Below are 16699 nucleotides of genomic sequence, written 5' to 3' on the forward strand. Positions count from 1 at the left end.
ATAAACGAATTAAGGTAAAATTAAAAGGACTTAGTCCTGTGCAGTACAGAACTAAATCCTTTGGATAAATTAATTGTCTAACTTTTGGGGTCAGTACAGAAAAGCCTTGGTCGTATGCGTTTTATTATGGGAAAATGTACTTGACCTCTGTATTTCATTTTGAAAATGACAAAATCCTGAGTTTAGAGTTCTCAGGATTTTTCGTTTACTGTTGTGGTTGTTGTTGAGGGGTCTGTGGAGCTGGAGTTTGATTGGCTCCGGGTGTATTTGGCGCTTGGTTTTGACCATTGGTACTAGCATCAGGACTTGTGGCTGGTGCTTGATTTTGACTATTATTACTAGCATCAGGACTTGTAGTTGGTGCTAGGCTAGTAGAGCCTTCTGTACTTGTTGAGGAGTTTTCGGTTGAAGATGATTGGGATGTTGTTTCAGTCCAAGTCGGTCTTGCTCCATTTTGGAAAACAAACTGCCCATTTCGATAGATACCATCTGGTATATTCCAATCCTCTGGATTGCTTCCTTCAGACAGGTAGGTCATCATAGAGCGGTAAACTTTGGCAGCGACCGTAAGGCCATTGCCTACAAGTGGTGTCAGACGGTTAGAATAGCCTGTCCATACAGCCATTGAATATTTACGCGTATAGCCAGCAAATAGTTCATCAGGTGCTACAAACTGAGAGGTCTTGATGTGGTTTTCAATTTCCTCGTCTGTATAGTTAGAGGTTCCTGTTTTACCAGCCTGAGGGAGCCAAGCAAGATAGGCATTTCGTCCAGTTCCATAAGTCAAGACTGTTTTCATCATGTCGGTCATCATATAGGCTGTCGTTTCCTTCATGGCACGAGTTCCGACATTAGAGAGCTCTTTTTCACTCCCATCACTAAAGACGACTTTATGGATATACATTGGCTTATAGTAAGTTCCACCATTTGCAAAGGCAGCGTAAGCAGCAGCCATCTTTTCACTACTTGCTCCATATTTTTTGTCTGATTCGGTTGTGTTACTTGAAATGGCATTTGAGTAGTGAAGACTTGGGTAGTCGATTCCGAGACCATTTAGGAAAGTCTTGGCGCGGTTGAGTCCGACCTTGTTTAGCGTTTCCACGGCTGGGACGTTTCGCGATTGTTGCAGGGCGTATTGCAAGGTGATGTTGCCAAAGTAGCCCCTATCCCAGTTATAGACAGGGGTATCTGTCCCAGGATAGTTATAGGGCTCATCGTGAACGATAGTAGCAGTTGAATCGTAGACACCGTACTCCAAGGCAGGAGCATAGTCTGTGATCGGTTTCATAGTTGATCCCCAGTCGCGGTTTGTTTCCACTGCTTGGTTAATTCCGAAGGAAACATTACTTGACTGATGTCGTGCTCCTAGCTGGGCAATGACTTTACCGTTAGAAACATCGACAATGGTAGAAGCGACTTGCAATTCATCGTCTGGATAGGCAACGTATTCGTCTGTATTGTAAATATCCCACAGATGTTTTTGAGCTTCTTGGTCTACATTTGTGTAGACATCCATCCCAGTTGTGAGCAGGTTATAGCCTGTTTCTTCTTCAACTTGATTGATGACTTCCTTGAGGTAATTATCCATGTAAGCAGGGTAATTACTTGCTGATTTGAGACTTTGTAGTCCATCAGTAATTGGTGTGTTGACTGCTTTCTCATACTGTTCAGCAGAGATGTAGCCTTGATTTTTCATTTCAGATAAGACCAAGTTTCGGCGGTTTTGGGCTGCTTCTGGATGTGAATAGGGGTCATATTGGTTTGGTGCCTGAGGCATTCCAGCCAGCAAGGCTAACTGAGGTAAACTTAAATTATTGAGGTCTTTACCATAGTAGTTTTGAGCGGCTGTCTGCATTCCATAGTTGCCATTAGACATGTAGACCTTATTTATATAGTAGGTCAAGATTTCTTGCTTGGTTGCTTTTTGTTCTAACTGAATCGCTAACCAAGCTTCCTGAGCCTTACGAGAAATAGTCTGGTCGGAAGTCGAGGTTGAAAAGTAAGTCAACTTAATCAACTGTTGGGTGAGAGTTGATCCACCTTGGAGGGAATTGCTTTGCAGATTGCGCAAGAAAGCTCCCAGGATACGGATGGTATCAATCCCCCTGTGGTCGAAGAAGCGATGGTCTTCGATAGAAACGATTGCCTTAACCAAATCTGTGGGAATATCATTAGCTTGGGCATTGACGCGGCGTTCAGAACCCAAGTCGGCAATGAGTTGATTTTTATTGTCGTAGATTTTACTAGAAGTTGTTGCAACTAGTTTACTCTCGGATAGGGTAGGAGCCTTGCTAACGTAGTAGAAAAAAACTCCTCCGCCTAAGACGATGGTTGCGATAACCAAGCTTAAGAAGCTAATGCCCAGATACTTGATTAGGCGCAGAATCGTTGGTTTGTTCATCTTGTTTTACCACCTAATAAATATTCTTTGATAACATTGAGATAAGGAATTTGAGGGAAGGCACTAGCCTTGATTTCATATCCATATTCTCGAATATATCCAAGTGGCATTGATTTTTGTCCCTTATCTTGATGATAGAAGCGAATCAAATCGAATGCCGGCAATAAGTAGGTTTCTTGCTGAGAAGAAAAGTGAAGAAGGACAAAGCAGATTCCTTGTTGGGCAAGGACTTGTTCCATATGCTGAATCTGATGTGGATGAAAATTTTTCATCGGAATCGCACGTTTTTGTTTTGTTTCCTTGGCTTCAAAGTCGATGTAATATCCATTATAAACGCCAGAATAGTCCGTCGTTGAAGCTTGTCGAAAATAGGCTTCAACAATCTTGGCACGACTTCGTTGTGGATAGTCCACTCGTACGATTTGAATAGGGGTTGGTTTCTTGTGTATAACAGCCAAGCCCTGAGACAAATAGTAGTCGTTGGTAGCATTGATCATCTTTTCAAAAGACATTCCTCGATTTGCGAAATTTTTGGGTTGAGAAAGAGATGTTTGTCTTTTTTGTGATGAAAGTTTATGTGGATAGTTGACCATAATTCTCCTTATTGGTGCAATAATATCACTTTATTATACCATAAATTTGCACAGAAAGGGTTAAAAATGACTATAGCTTTTATCACAAGATATTTTTTCGCTTCATTCATATTCAGTTGGATCCTTTTCATATGACTATTCTACCAAATGGGATATTTTCATGTTCGATTTACTAAAGACATTATCACATTCGAATCACAACGTAGTATAAAAAATATAAATATCATTTGATTTAATTTTATAAATGTTATATAATGATGTCGAAAGCGCTTTCAAACAAGATATAATATATAGGCTTGATTTTAGCTTTATTGTTTTATTGATTCGGAACATTCTTCTAGTAATTAACTACAGACTGATTAAACTTGGGATTGAAATTATCTCCATACTTATATATTTTGAAGGAATCTCTATGAAAGACATTATTCGGATACTATCTATTGGCTTTTTATGGATTCTGTTGATAGCAAATGTAGTGCATGCAGCAACTGCGATTACTTATAATGGACAGGGAATAAGAGGTCAATATTCAATACAAACTTGGTACACTAACCGTAGAAGAACCTATACTGTTAATCATAACCAACCTCCTAGACCTGGGAGTGGGAACGTAGGGTTTAGAGTTTCTGTTGTGAGTCGTTCATGGATTGGTGGTAAAATATATGCATCATCTGTTTATTATGGAAAAATTAGTGGAACAATTAGTGTTGATCTAAATTCAGGTACTTATGGATTATATTTCAATACTGAGGATAGAGGTTTATATAATATTTCAGGTAGTGTGACTTATTAATTGAGTATTTATTTGGATAAGTCTTTTATTAACTATTTTATAATTTTTTAGTTTAATACTCTTCCTTACTAATCATATCAATTGGTTTTTATAGTAAAATGAAACTAGAATAGTACAACATAATTTCTAAAGCATTGTTAGAAATTAATTTGAATGCCTCAAATGATTTATCCTCATCTTATTTCAATTTACTATAGTTTCTTTGTGAGTTTTGATGTAGAAAAGTATTTTGTGATGGATTATAAAGATTGAATAGATATAAGTTATTTTAAAACATACTTTTAAAGAGAATTTGGTAATAATAAGTGAATTATTATCAATTAAAAATAAGTTTGGTAAAAAAACTTTACAATCAGAAAAACCGAATATTATCACGATTTTAAAATCTTTGATCATATACGGTTTATTATTGAAATATTTGTTTTCTCTTAAAATTGATGCTTTTATAAAATTAAAAAGCAATATAGGTAGTAGATATTTTCATAGATTTGTTACTGATTTTGTCAGTATTATCTACAACCTCAAAAAAGGATACTATTCAAACTGTGCTTAGTTCTTTTGTTTTCTGTTTACTATGAGTTTTCACCTGGCCTTCTTTAAAATCAAAGTTTACATGTTTTGTTGACAGTTTGCGTAATAAACATCGGAGTTTAAATACATACTTTAAACAAATGCCTATCATTAGTACATATTATAAAAAATGATGCTCTTTCTGATTTTAAAGGAATGTAAATAGAATATCTAAGATTTGTAGTTTTATTTTATGTAATGAATTATCTTTTTTCCTAATCTGCTATCATGGATATTGCTTCCAATTATAAAACCTATTGTGTTTGTAAATATATCTCCTATATCAAAGAATCCGAGATGAAATACATATTGTGAGGTTTCTATTATTGTTATGAAAAAGATAAAACGCATGACTGTTTTAAAATTAAATTTAAATAATCCTCCTATTGGGATAAAAATTACAATATTTAAAAGAGGAATTGTTGAATCAATTAAAAGTGAATCTTTGATAAACTCAACGAGATTAAAGTTAACTCCCTGAATACCTAAATTTTTAAAAAGTAGCGAATAAACAAGAATTAAACAGTAAAGAAAATAAGATATTCTTATCAATCTAGTATCAAGTCTGTGCGTATAGCTAGATCTTAGGAAAGTGAATAAAAACAATGTTAGAATTAGAATGATGAATAGAGGTCTCCAGAAATCAGAGCCACCGGTAGGAAAACTAAAGATAGAGATGAATTGGAAGTAAAGGTATTCCATAAAAAACCATCTACAAATTAGGAAGGAAATAGCTAAATTTAAAAAATCAAGTATATATATTTTTTTCATTTTATAATCTCCTAAATTTCATTTATATACCATATTATATCATAAATTTGCACAGAAAGGGTTAAAAATGGCTACAGCTTTGGTTTTAGGCTATTCTGCTTTTGATTTGGGTTTGTTTTCTGACAAGGATCCTCGTCTTAAATTGATAAAAAAAGCAATACGTAAAGATTTAGAGGCTATGGCAGCAGATGGGGTATCTTGGCTTGTGTTTACAGGAAGTTTAGGTTTTGAATATTGGGTTTTAGAGGTTGCTCAGGAAATGAAAACCGAATACGGTTTCCAGTTGGCGACCATTTTTGCTTTTGAAACCCATGGGGAAAATTGGAATGAAGGCAATCAGATGAAACTGAGTCGTTTTAAGCAGGTAGACTTTGTCAAATATGCCTATCCTCGCTATGAACACAAGGGGCAGTTAAGAGATTACCAGCAGTTTTTGCTGGAAAACACGACTAGTTCCTATCTTTTTTATGATGAAGAAAATGAAACGAAACTAGCTTATTTTTACCAAAAGATGAAAAATCAAGAGGACTATTTTATAAAGAGATTAACATTTGATCAATTAAATGAACTTGCTGAAAATTTTTCCGAAAATTGAAGCTTTGACCTTGATTTTTGTTTGCCTTTTTTTATATAATAATACTAGCAATCGAGAATGGAGAGAGACATGGCAAGTATTATTTTTTCAGCAAAAGATATTTTTGAACAAGAGTTTGGGCGTGAAGTCCGTGGCTATAGTAAGGTAGAAGTTGATGAGTTTTTAGACGATGTCATCAAGGACTATGAAACCTATGCTGCCTTGGTCAAGTCACTTCGTCAGGAGATTGCGGATTTGAAGGAAGAATTAACTCGTAAACCGCAAGTGAGCTCGGCTCCAAGTCCTAGTCACCCAGATTCAATTGATGTGGCAGCTTCATCTTCTATGACGAATTTTGATATTTTGAAACGCTTGAATCGTCTTGAAAAAGAAGTATTCGGTAAACAAATTTTAGACAATACTGATTTGTAATTCAGGTCTTGTTACATGCAATTTTTGGATAATCGCGTGAGGAGAATTGCTTCTCATGAGGAAAGTCCATGCTAGCACAGGCTGTGATGCCTGTAGTGTTTGTGCTAGGCGAAACCATAAGCCTAGGGACGAGAAATCGTTACGGCAGTTGAAATGGCTAAGTCTTTTGATAGGTCAGAGTAGGCTTGAAAGTGCCACAGTGACGGAGTCTTTCTGGAAACGGAGAGAGTGGAACGCGGTAAACCCCTCAAGCTAGCAACCCAAATTTTGGTCGGGGCATGGAGTACGCGGAAACGAACGTAGTATTCTGACTGCTATCAGCTGGAGCTGTTAGTGGTAGACAGATGATTATCGAAGGAAGTGGTCCTAGTCACTTCTGGAACAAAACATGGCTTATAGAAAATTGCATATAGGTTGGGGCTGAGAAATTTTCTCAACCTCATTTTTTAAAGTGGACATATAGAAAGGTCTTGTAAGACTGTAACATGAAAAAAGAATTTAATTTAATTGCAACTGTGGCAGCAGGTCTTGAAGCTGTTGTAGGACGAGAAGTGCGAGAGTTGGGCTACGATTGTCAGGTTGAAAATGGACGTGTTCGTTTTCAAGGAGACGTGAGAGCTATTATCGAAACCAATCTTTGGCTTCGGGCAGCAGATCGTATCAAAATTATCGTAGGAACGTTCCCAGCTAAGACTTTTGAAGAGCTGTTTCAGGGAGTTTTCGCCCTAGATTGGGAAAATTATTTACCACTTGGAGCTCGGTTCCCGATTTCAAAAGCCAAATGTGTTAAATCTAAACTTCACAATGAGCCCAGTGTTCAGGCTATTTCTAAGAAAGCTGTTGTCAAGAAATTGCAGAAACACTATGCTCGCCCAGAAGGTATTCCACTGATGGAGAATGGCCCAGAGTTTAAGATTGAGGTCTCTATTCTCAAAGATGTGGCAACTGTCATGATTGATACGACCGGGTCTAGTCTCTTTAAACGTGGCTATCGTACCGAAAAAGGGGGAGCCCCTATCAAGGAAAACATGGCAGCAGCTATTTTGCAACTCTCTAACTGGTATCCAGACAAGCCTTTGATTGATCCGACCTGTGGTTCAGGAACTTTCTGTATCGAGGCAGTCATGATTGCTCGAAAGATGGCACCAGGACTTCGTCGCTCTTTTGCCTTTGAGGAGTGGAACTGGGTCAGCGATCGCTTGATTCAGGAAGTGCGCACAGAAGCGGCTAAAAAAGTAGACCGTGAGCTGGAACTGGATATCATGGGCTGTGACATTGATGCTCGCATGGTGGAAATTGCTAAGGCCAATGCTCAGGCAGCGGGTGTTGCAGGAGATGTTACCTTTAAGCAGATGCGCGTGCAGGATTTACGTTCCGATAAAATCAATGGTGTGATTATTTCCAATCCGCCTTACGGGGAGCGTTTATCAGATGATGCAGGAGTTACCAAGCTCTATGCTGAAATGGGTCAAGTATTTGCACCACTGAAAACTTGGAGCAAATTTATCCTGACTAGTGATGAAGCCTTTGAAAGCAAGTATGGTAGTCAAGCAGATAAGAAGCGTAAGTTATACAACGGAACCTTGAAAGTGGATCTGTATCAATATTTTGGTCAGCGTGTCAAACGGCAAGAGGTAAAATAGAAAGGGATACTCATGAGTAAAAAAAGACGAAATCGTCATAAAAAAGAAGGTCAAGAACCGCAATTTGATTTTGATGAAGCAAAAGAGCTAACAGTTGGTCAAGCTATTCGTAAAAATGAAGAAGTGGAAGCAGGAGTCTTGCCTGAGGATTCCATTTTGGACAAGTATGTTAAACAACACAAAGATGAAATCGAAGCAGATAAGTTTGCGACTCGCCAATACAAAAAAGAGGAGTTAGTTGAAACTCATAGTCTGGATGATTTAATTCAAGAGATGCGTGAGGCTGTAGAGGAGTCAGAAGCTTCTTCGGAGGAAGTTCCATCTTCTGAAGACATCTTACCACCCTTGCCTCTGGACGATGAGGAGCAAGGCTTGGATCCTCTATTGCTAGAGGATGAAACTCCAACAGAAATGACTGAAGAAGTGGAAGAGGAGCAAAACCTTTCTCGTCTGGATCAAGAGGACTCAGAAAAGAAAAGTAAAAAAGGCTTTGTTTTGACCGCTTTGGCGCTTGTATCAGTGATTATCTGTGTCAGTGCTTATTATGTCTATCGTCAAGTGAATCGCTCGACCAAGGAAATTGAAACTTCTCAATCAACTACAGCCAATCAATCAGATGTGGATGATTTTAATACACTTTATGACGCCTTCTACACAGATAGTAATAAAACGGCTTTGAAAAATAGCCAGTTTGATAAACTGAGTCAACTCAAAACCTTGCTTGATAAACTGGAAGGTAGTCGTGAACATACGCTAGCCAAATCTAAGTATGATAGTCTAGCAACGCAAATCAAGGCCATTCAAGATGTCAATGCTCAATTTGAGAAACCAGCTATTGTGGACGGTGTGTTGGATACCAATGCCAAAGCCAAATCGGATGCTAAATTTACGGATATTAAAACTGGAAATACGGAGCTTGATAAAGTGCTAGATAAGGCTATCAGCCTTGGTAAGAGCCAGCAAACAAGTACTTCTAGCTCAAGTTCAAGTGAAACTAGTAGCTCAAGCACTAGTCAAACAAGCTCAAATACGACTAGTGAGACAAGCCCAAGTAGTTCAAATGCTGCCTCAAATGAGACTAGAAGTTCTCGTAGCAAAGTCAATATGGGCGTATCAAGTGCGGGTGTTGCTGTTCAAAGAAGTGCCAGTCGTGTTGCCTATAACCAGTCTGCTATTGATGATAGTAACAACTCTGCCTGGGATTTTGCGGATGGTGTCTTGGAACAAATTCTAGCGACTTCACGATCACGTGGCTATATCACTGGAGACCAATATATCCTTGAACGTGTCAATATCGTTAACGGCAATGGTTATTACAACCTCTACAAGCCAGATGGAACCTATCTCTTTACCCTTAACTGTAAGACAGGCTACTTTGTCGGAAATGGCGCTGGTCATGCAGATGACTTGGACTACTAAGCAGTCGTTACAAAATTCTTTCTTTTCAAAAGTAAAAATGATAAAATAAAATAAATGAAACAAGAGGAGTGTCAAATGACAAAAGCTAACTTTGGTGTCGTAGGTATGGCCGTAATGGGTCGTAACCTTGCCCTTAATATTGAATCTCGTGGTTACACAGTTGCTATTTACAACCGTAGTAAAGAAAAAACGGAAGATGTGATTGCTTGCCATCCTGAAAAGAACTTTGTACCAAGCTATGACGTTGAAAGTTTTGTAAACTCAATCGAAAAACCTCGCCGTATCATGCTGATGGTTCAAGCTGGACCTGGTACAGATGCTACTATCCAGGCCCTTCTTCCACACCTTGACAAAGGTGATATCTTGATTGACGGCGGAAACACTTTCTACAAAGACACCATCCGTCGTAATGAAGAATTGGCAAACTCAGGTATCAACTTTATCGGTACTGGGGTTTCTGGTGGTGAAAAAGGTGCCCTTGAAGGGCCGTCTATCATGCCTGGTGGACAAAAAGAAGCCTACGAATTGGTTGCAGATGTTCTTGAAGAAATTTCAGCTAAAGCACCAGAAGATGGCAAACCATGTGTGACTTACATCGGTCCTGATGGAGCTGGTCACTATGTGAAAATGGTTCACAACGGTATCGAGTATGGGGATATGCAATTGATCGCAGAAAGCTATGACTTGATGCAACACTTGCTTGGCCTTTCTGCAGAAGACATGGCTGAAATCTTTACTGAGTGGAACAAGGGTGAATTGGACAGCTACTTGATCGAAATCACAGCTGATATCTTGAGCCGTAAAGACGATGAAGGTCAAGACGGACCAATCGTAGACTACATCCTTGATGCCGCGGGTAACAAGGGAACTGGTAAATGGACTAGCCAATCATCACTTGACCTTGGTGTGCCATTGTCGCTAATTACTGAGTCAGTATTTGCTCGCTACATTTCAACTTACAAAGAAGAACGCGTGCATGCTAGCAAGGTTCTTCCAAAACCAGCTGCCTTCAAATTTGAAGGAGATAAGGCTGAATTGATTGAAAAAATCCGTCAAGCCCTTTACTTCTCAAAAATCATCTCATACGCACAAGGTTTTGCGCAATTACGTGTAGCTTCTAAAGAAAATAACTGGAACTTGCCATTTGCAGACATCGCATCTATCTGGCGTGATGGCTGTATCATCCGTTCTCGTTTCTTGCAAAAGATTACAGATGCTTACAACCGTGATGCAGACCTTGCCAACCTTCTTTTGGATGAGTACTTCTTGGATGTTACTGCTAAGTACCAACAAGTAGTGCGTGATATCGTAGCTCTTGCAGTTCAAGCTGGTGTGCCAGTACCAACCTTCTCAGCAGCTATTACTTACTTTGATAGCTACCGTTCAGCTGATCTTCCAGCTAACTTGATCCAAGCGCAACGTGATTACTTTGGTGCCCACACTTACCAACGTAAAGACAAAGAAGGAACCTTCCACTACTCTTGGTATGACGAAAAATAAGTAGGTCTGCCATGGGGAAACGGATTTTATTACTTGAGAAACAACGAAATCTAGCTCATTTTTTAAGTTTGGAACTCCAAAAAGAGCAATACCGAGTTGATCAGGTTGAGGAGGGGCAAAAAGCCTTCTCCATGGCTCTTCAGACAGACTATGACTTGATTTTATTGAATGCTCATCTGGGGGATATGACAGCCCAGGATTTTGCAGATAAGCTGAGTCGAACTAAGCCAGCCTCAGTCATCATGATTTTAGATCATTGGGAAGACTTGCAAGAAGAGCTGGAAGTTGTTCAGCGTTTTGCAGTTTCATACATCTATAAGCCAGTCCTTATCGAAAATCTGGTAGCGCGTATTTCGGCGATCTTCCGAGGTCGGGACTTCATTGATCAACACTGCAGTCTGATGAAAGTTCCAAGGACCTACCGCAATCTTAGGATAGATGTTGAACATCACACGGTTTATCGTGGTGAAGAGATGATTGCTCTGACTCGCCGTGAGTATGACCTTTTGGCGACACTTATGGGAAGCAAGAAAGTTCTGACTCGTGAGCAGTTGTTGGAAAGTGTCTGGAAGTATGAAAGTGGGACCGAGACAAATATCGTAGATGTCTATATCCGTTATCTACGTAGCAAGCTTGATGTAAAAGGTCAAAAAAGCTACATTAAAACCGTGCGTGGTGTTGGTTACACCATGCAAGAATAGAAAAGCAGTTGCAGTTGTGTAACTGCTTTTTTCAAATGGAGAAAGGGATGTCTTTCCGTTTTTTTCTTTGTATAGTGGATTGAAACTAGAATGGTACACCACAACTGCTAAAACTTTTCTAGAAATTAATTTAACTTTCCTAATCGATTTGTTCACATCTTATTTCAATTTACTATATTGACAGGGACGAACAGATGTGTTACAATTTTTTTAGGAGGATAAAATAATGAAGAAAACATTTTATCGCAAATTCGGTATTTCAATTATTGCGGGTACTTTATTAGCTAGCCTGCTATCGACAGTATCTGCTTTGACTGTTATTTCAAGTACAGGCGAGGAGTATGAGGTAAGTGAAACATTACAAGAGAGTCCAGGAACTAATAATTTTTCACTTCCCGATGTTTCACCGACTTATGGTCAATATTATACAAATCAGTCAGAAGTCATTATTGGTAAAAATGATTTAGTTAAGGTAAAAAATACTTTACAATATCCTTACTCTACATCAGCTTATGTAGAGTAAGAATTTTGTGGTGTGAAAAATGGTAAAGATGTAACTTATCGAGGGAGTGCCAATTTTATAAAGGATAATGTCCTTATTACTGCTGCTCATAATATTTATAAACATGAGTTTGGTAAAGATGCAGAAGAACTATATGTTACTCCTGCTCGTACTCCAAATAGTGTGCCGTTTGGTCGGATAAAAGTAAAAGAAGCTCGCTATTTAAAAGAATTTCGAAATACTGATCCAGATGAGCTTACTACCTATGACTTAGCAGTTTTAATTTTGGAAGAACCGATTGGCGCTCAATTGGGGACGTTAGGACTTCCAAATAATTTAGAAAATACTAAAAATCTAGATGTAACAGTTACGGGATATTCTGCTGTTAATAAGGATATTAAGCAGATGTATACTGATACAAAAACGATACTTCAAGATACAAATGATTTTTTATTCTATCAAGTAGATACTTTGCGTGGTGCAAGCGGTTCAGCAGTATATGATTCTACCAATAGGGTTGTCGGAGTTCATACCAATGGGAGTGAGGCAGAACAAATGAATTATGCTGTCAAGTTAAATGAGAAGGCTCTATCTTTCATCTACTCTGTTATTCGAGGGCATTCTATTGATGGTTGGAAGTTGATTAGTGGTACTTGGTATTATTATAAGAATAGTAATAAACAAACAGGTTGGCAAAGTATAAATGGCAAATGGTATTATCTTGAAACCTCTGGTTCAATGTCCACAGGTTGGAAATATGTACGAGGAAGATGGTATTATTTAGATAAGACCAATGGTGATATGAAGACTGGTTGGTATAAAGATGGTTCAACATGGTACTATTTAGATCCTACTAATGGAGATATGAAAACAGGTTGGATAAAAGTATCAGGTGAATGGTATTATCTCAATTCAAGTGGTGCTATGGTTACAGGTAGTCAGACGATTGATGGTAAAGTTTATAACTTTGCTTCATCTGGTGAGTGGATTTAATATTGGAGGGTATATACATGAAACTTTTGAAAAAAATGATGCAAGTTGGATTAGCAGCAATATTCTTTGGTTTTCTAGCTACAAATGTAGTATTTGCAGATGATTCTGAAGGATGGCATTTTGTCCAAGAAAACGGAAGAACCTACTACAAGAAGGGGGACCTCAAAGAAACGGACTGGCGAGTGATTGATGGTAAGTACTATTATTTTGATTCTTTATCTGGAGAGATGGTTGTCGGCTGGCAATATATACCTGCTCCATACGAAGGGGTTACGATTGGTTCTTCTCTAAGGAAAGATATTGCTTTTAGACCAGATTGGTTTTACTTTGGTCAAGATGGGGTACTACAAGAATTTGTTGGCAAGCAAGTGTTAGAAGCAAAAACTGCTACAAATACCAACAAACATCATGGGGAACAATATGATAGCCCAGCAGAGAAACGAGTCTATTATTTTGAAGATCAGCGTAGTTATCATACTTTAAAAACTGGTTGGGTTTATGATAATGGGGACTGGTATTATTTGCAGAAGGATGGTGGCTTTGATTCTCGCATCAACAGATTGCCTGTTGGGGAGATAGCACGTGGTTGGATCAAGGATTATCCTCTAACCTATGATGAAGAGAAGCTTAAAGCGGCTCCATGGTACTACCTAGATCCAGCAACTGGCATCATGCAAATAGGATGGCAATATCTAGGTAATAACTGGTACTACCTTCGTTCATCAGGAGCTATGGCAACTGGTTGGTATCAGGAAGGCTCAACTTGGTACTATTTAGATGCTGAAAATGGTGATATGAAAACGGGCTGGCAATACCTTGGTAACAAGTGGTACTATCTCCGTTCATCGGGAGCTATGACAACTGGTTGGTATCAAGATGGTTCAACTTGGTACTACCTAAATGCAGGTAATGGAGATATGAAGACAGGTTGGTTCCAGGTTAATGGCAAATGGTACTATGCTTATAGCTCAGGTGCTTTGGCAGTGAATACGACCGTAGATGGCTATTCTGTCAATTATAATGGCGAATGGGTTCGGTAATGACAGGGAGCTTATAATTATATTAGAACACTCGCTTAATCAAAGAAGTGACTTTGTTGTACTTGACCTGACGATTGGGGAGATTAAAAGCATGTGAAATCTACACATGCTTTTTCGTTAGTTATGAGTGTTGAACTTGACTAACCATTGACAAAAGATAAGAGCAATCAAAATAAGATACAAAAATATCAATGCTAACTGCACCGAAACGCTCGATGCTATGGATAGGGCTAATAGGGAGAGCAGGGACGGGGCGAGAATGTCCACTGTGCTCAGAGCAGAGCCCACCGTCCCCATCTTGTCACTGGGGATATAGGCAAAGACAGCTGCTTGTAGGCGAGGGCTGAGAATGCCGATAATCGTAGAACTGATGAAACTGGTCATGAAAATTACGATATAGGCTTGACAAAGGATACTAGTTATTAGAGCCAATAGGGAAATCTCACAGAAAACCAAGAGGTGCGTGAAACGGATATTTTTAAATAGATTACTGCTGGTCATATTGCCAAGGATAGCTCCACAAGAAATGATGATGGAGAGCAGGGCGAGGAGTTGCCCAATGCTCAGTTGTGCTAGTGTCTGTTGGATGAAGCGGAGGGCAATCAACCGAGGAGACACATCCAAGATGGCAATCATACTGGTCGTCAGAAACAGTAGTATGACGGTATCTTTTAACCTCAGGAGCACAGCCAGCGACTGTTTAAGATGTTGAAAATATTTCTTAAAACTCAGTGCTGTATGTGACATTTCAATCCTTTTTTCAACCTCATACAAGGTATGTCGAATAACATACAGGCCCCAAAAGGCAATGACAAAAGTCAGAGTGTTGATAAGGGAAATAGTTTGAATACTCATAACATTGATAAGGAATGCACCAGCTAGATTGGCGACAATGCGGACAACCCTCATCAGAGACTGCCTGAACCCCATGGCATCATGCAGGTCGTCCTTAATTACACTGATGTAGAGGGCGTTCATCATGTAGGCAGACAGGTAGCTCAAGGTGTCAGAGATAAGGTTGATGATGACAATCATAATGACTGAAACTAATGAAAAGGGCGACAAGACGAGAAATACTGTCAAAATAGCGTAGAGCAGGATTTTGATTTTGGCAATCCAGAGTGCGTGTTTGACTCTATTTTCTTGAAAATCTCCTAGAATTCCGAGAAAGAGTTGCGATAGTAGGGGAACCACCTCTGAAATGGAAATCAGTAAAATCGCTAGCGGAGCGAAATTGTACTGAGCCACATAATTGATAATGGCGAGGTAGAAAATACTGTCGCCGAATGATGAAAAACAGCTGTTTAGCAGCAACTGTCTATATATGTTGTTTGTCCAAAATAATTTCATACTTTTCTCCTTATTTCTGCACATCGAATGGGAATTTATTATTTAATAGACACCAATATACCCCCATGCTTCAAACAAATCTGCTTTACTCCTATCTCCTTGAAACATCAGTAAATCGTGATCATCTCGTTCAGAACATGCTAAAATTACCTGTTGGATTTTTTTCATCAGTAATTTGTTTTGATTGTAGACAGTGGTTTGTAGTAAGCTAGTTATTCCGTGGCAATATCCTGTCATCATTTTTAGATGATGGTTAAAAACAAATTATTGATATTTACTAATAATATCTTTGTTTCCGTCACAATCGTACATACAAAGATATAAGATTATTCCGGAAATTCCTTTGCACCAAGAAAGTTGTAAATTTCCTAAATTTTTAGTATTAGAAGTAACTTTTTCTAATAATTTTTTTAATTCAGTATGGAATGTATGGAGATCATTATAGAACATAGAAGGTTCTAAGACTTTAGAATAGGCAAATAAAGCCTATGCAATTCCACAATATCCATGAGCAAAGCTATAGTCTAAAATGCTTTCTTTGGCTGTATCTCTTTGTAGGAAATAATGCTAAATTTCCCCTATACTATTGTGGATGAAAATTTTAAGAGTATTGTCATTGGTAAATTGATAGTATTTTATTAATGACAATAGGACACCAGATTTTCTCAATGCAAAGTCTATTTCCTCTAGAGTATCATAATTCTCTATTAATTTCTTAGCGGTGACGTTTGCTAATTGTAGATAGTATTGATTTTTACTGATAGAAAATAAATGTAGGAGTAACCATAGATAGCCTGAATCACCAAATAGCAGCGAGTATTGATATTCATATGTGTGTGTCGTTCTAATTGTCACTGCTTTCTTGATGATAGAGAGTATTTTAGAATCCAGTTCTGGGGGGCAATTTATTTAGAGGAAACAGTAGTCCAGCTATTCCGTGTTGGAATGATAAATTACTTACGAAATTTCCAAATTCTGTTGAAGAAGTGATCCTTCCTTCAGAATTTACAGTTTTATCTAGTAAAAATCGTAGAACACTATTACATTCCGTTTTGTAATCATATTTATGTTCCTCTATTTTTTTAATTTTGACTAAATTATTTGTTTGACTTAAATTTAGTAGGTATTGTAACCAAAATAGTTGCTCATCTGTGAGCTGACCTTGAGTATGTGATAGTTCTAGTAATTGAATAGGATCCTTTAGTTAGATTCGATCAATCCATAACATAACAACATTTTTAGGACAACTTGTCAAATATTAGTATATATTTTTACATCTTGAATTGTCAAATTAAGTGCATAACTTTCCCGTAGCATATGTACTGACCCCCAAAAGTTAGACAATTAATTTATCCAAAGGATTTAGTTCTGTACTGCACAGGACTAAGTCCTTTTAGTTTTACCTTAATTCGTTTAT

At 38.2% G+C, this 16699-nt stretch carries 14 protein-coding genes, 1 other RNA gene and 1 pseudogene; 11 read left to right on the forward strand and 5 right to left on the reverse strand.

Going from position 1 to position 16699, the window contains the following annotated elements:
* Window positions 1-205 precede the first annotated feature (205 nt).
* Together pbp1a and recU are read right to left on the reverse strand one after the other, a co-directional pair.
* The gene (gene pbp1a, locus B4W83_RS10955; RefSeq protein ID WP_001039981.1) at window positions 206-2401 is read right to left on the reverse strand and encodes a penicillin-binding protein PBP1A; all 2196 of its coding nucleotides are present in this window, start codon (window positions 2399-2401) and stop codon (window positions 206-208) included.
* The gene (gene recU / locus B4W83_RS10960) at window positions 2398-2994 is read right to left on the reverse strand and encodes a Holliday junction resolvase RecU (protein ID WP_000248778.1); all 597 of its coding nucleotides are present in this window, start codon (window positions 2992-2994) and stop codon (window positions 2398-2400) included. The genes pbp1a and recU overlap by 4 nt, the downstream gene beginning before the upstream one ends.
* A 412-nt stretch (window positions 2995-3406) precedes the next feature.
* Here recU and B4W83_RS10965 point away from each other — a divergent pair, with 412 nt between their 5' ends.
* Complete coding sequence (locus tag B4W83_RS10965) at window positions 3407-3787, forward strand: hypothetical protein (protein WP_000651738.1); 381 nt, start codon at window positions 3407-3409, stop codon at window positions 3785-3787.
* Between the two features lie 756 nt (window positions 3788-4543).
* Here B4W83_RS10965 and B4W83_RS10970 read toward each other — a convergent pair.
* Window positions 4544-5128, reverse strand: a complete 585-nt coding sequence (locus tag B4W83_RS10970; protein ID WP_000725526.1) for a VanZ family protein — start codon at window positions 5126-5128, stop codon at window positions 4544-4546.
* A gap of 67 nt (window positions 5129-5195) precedes the next feature.
* Between B4W83_RS10970 and B4W83_RS10975 the strand changes: the two genes are divergently transcribed.
* From B4W83_RS10975 to cbpF, 10 genes are all read left to right on the forward strand, one after another.
* Complete coding sequence (locus B4W83_RS10975; protein ID WP_000179549.1) at window positions 5196-5723, forward strand: SLOG family protein; 528 nt, start codon at window positions 5196-5198, stop codon at window positions 5721-5723.
* Window positions 5724-5792: 69 nt separating this feature from the next.
* Window positions 5793-6134 carry a cell division regulator GpsB gene (gene gpsB / locus B4W83_RS10980; protein WP_000146533.1) on the forward strand — a complete coding sequence of 114 codons (342 nt, stop codon included), beginning with the start codon at window positions 5793-5795 and terminating at the stop codon, window positions 6132-6134.
* Between the two features lie 20 nt (window positions 6135-6154).
* An RNA gene (gene rnpB / locus B4W83_RS10985) (RNase P RNA component class B) lies at window positions 6155-6535 on the forward strand.
* Window positions 6536-6619: 84 nt separating this feature from the next.
* Window positions 6620-7777, forward strand: a complete 1158-nt coding sequence (locus B4W83_RS10990) for a THUMP domain-containing class I SAM-dependent RNA methyltransferase (RefSeq protein ID WP_000711382.1) — start codon at window positions 6620-6622, stop codon at window positions 7775-7777.
* A gap of 12 nt (window positions 7778-7789) precedes the next feature.
* Window positions 7790-9196, forward strand: a complete 1407-nt coding sequence (gene mapZ, locus B4W83_RS10995) for a cell division site-positioning protein MapZ (RefSeq protein WP_000039262.1) — start codon at window positions 7790-7792, stop codon at window positions 9194-9196.
* Window positions 9197-9271: 75 nt separating this feature from the next.
* Window positions 9272-10696, forward strand: a complete 1425-nt coding sequence (gene gndA / locus B4W83_RS11000) for an NADP-dependent phosphogluconate dehydrogenase (RefSeq protein WP_000158780.1) — start codon at window positions 9272-9274, stop codon at window positions 10694-10696.
* Between the two features lie 11 nt (window positions 10697-10707).
* Window positions 10708-11397, forward strand: coding sequence for a response regulator transcription factor (locus tag B4W83_RS11005; RefSeq protein ID WP_000518041.1), 690 nt, complete (start codon window positions 10708-10710; stop codon window positions 11395-11397).
* Window positions 11398-11623: 226 nt separating this feature from the next.
* Window positions 11624-11920 carry a hypothetical protein gene (locus B4W83_RS13980; protein WP_000750732.1) on the forward strand — a complete coding sequence of 99 codons (297 nt, stop codon included), beginning with the start codon at window positions 11624-11626 and terminating at the stop codon, window positions 11918-11920.
* Window positions 11921-11932: 12 nt separating this feature from the next.
* On the forward strand, window positions 11933-12892 hold the full coding sequence (locus tag B4W83_RS11015; protein WP_083022291.1) for a trypsin-like serine peptidase: 960 nt from the start codon (window positions 11933-11935) through the stop codon (window positions 12890-12892).
* A gap of 17 nt (window positions 12893-12909) precedes the next feature.
* Window positions 12910-13932, forward strand: a complete 1023-nt coding sequence (cbpF, locus tag B4W83_RS11020; RefSeq protein WP_000771087.1) for a choline-binding protein CbpF — start codon at window positions 12910-12912, stop codon at window positions 13930-13932.
* A gap of 117 nt (window positions 13933-14049) precedes the next feature.
* Here cbpF and B4W83_RS11025 read toward each other — a convergent pair whose 3' ends face one another.
* Together B4W83_RS11025 and B4W83_RS13570 are read right to left on the reverse strand one after the other, a co-directional pair.
* The gene (locus B4W83_RS11025) at window positions 14050-15282 is read right to left on the reverse strand and encodes an MFS transporter (protein WP_000765700.1); all 1233 of its coding nucleotides are present in this window, start codon (window positions 15280-15282) and stop codon (window positions 14050-14052) included.
* A 517-nt stretch (window positions 15283-15799) separates the two neighbouring features.
* A pseudogene (locus B4W83_RS13570) lies at window positions 15800-16137 on the reverse strand (lanthionine synthetase LanC family protein).
* Window positions 16138-16699 lie beyond the last annotated feature (562 nt).

This window comes from Streptococcus pseudopneumoniae ATCC BAA-960 = CCUG 49455 (assembly GCF_002087075.1).
Classification (GTDB): Bacteria; Bacillota; Bacilli; order Lactobacillales; family Streptococcaceae; genus Streptococcus; species Streptococcus pseudopneumoniae.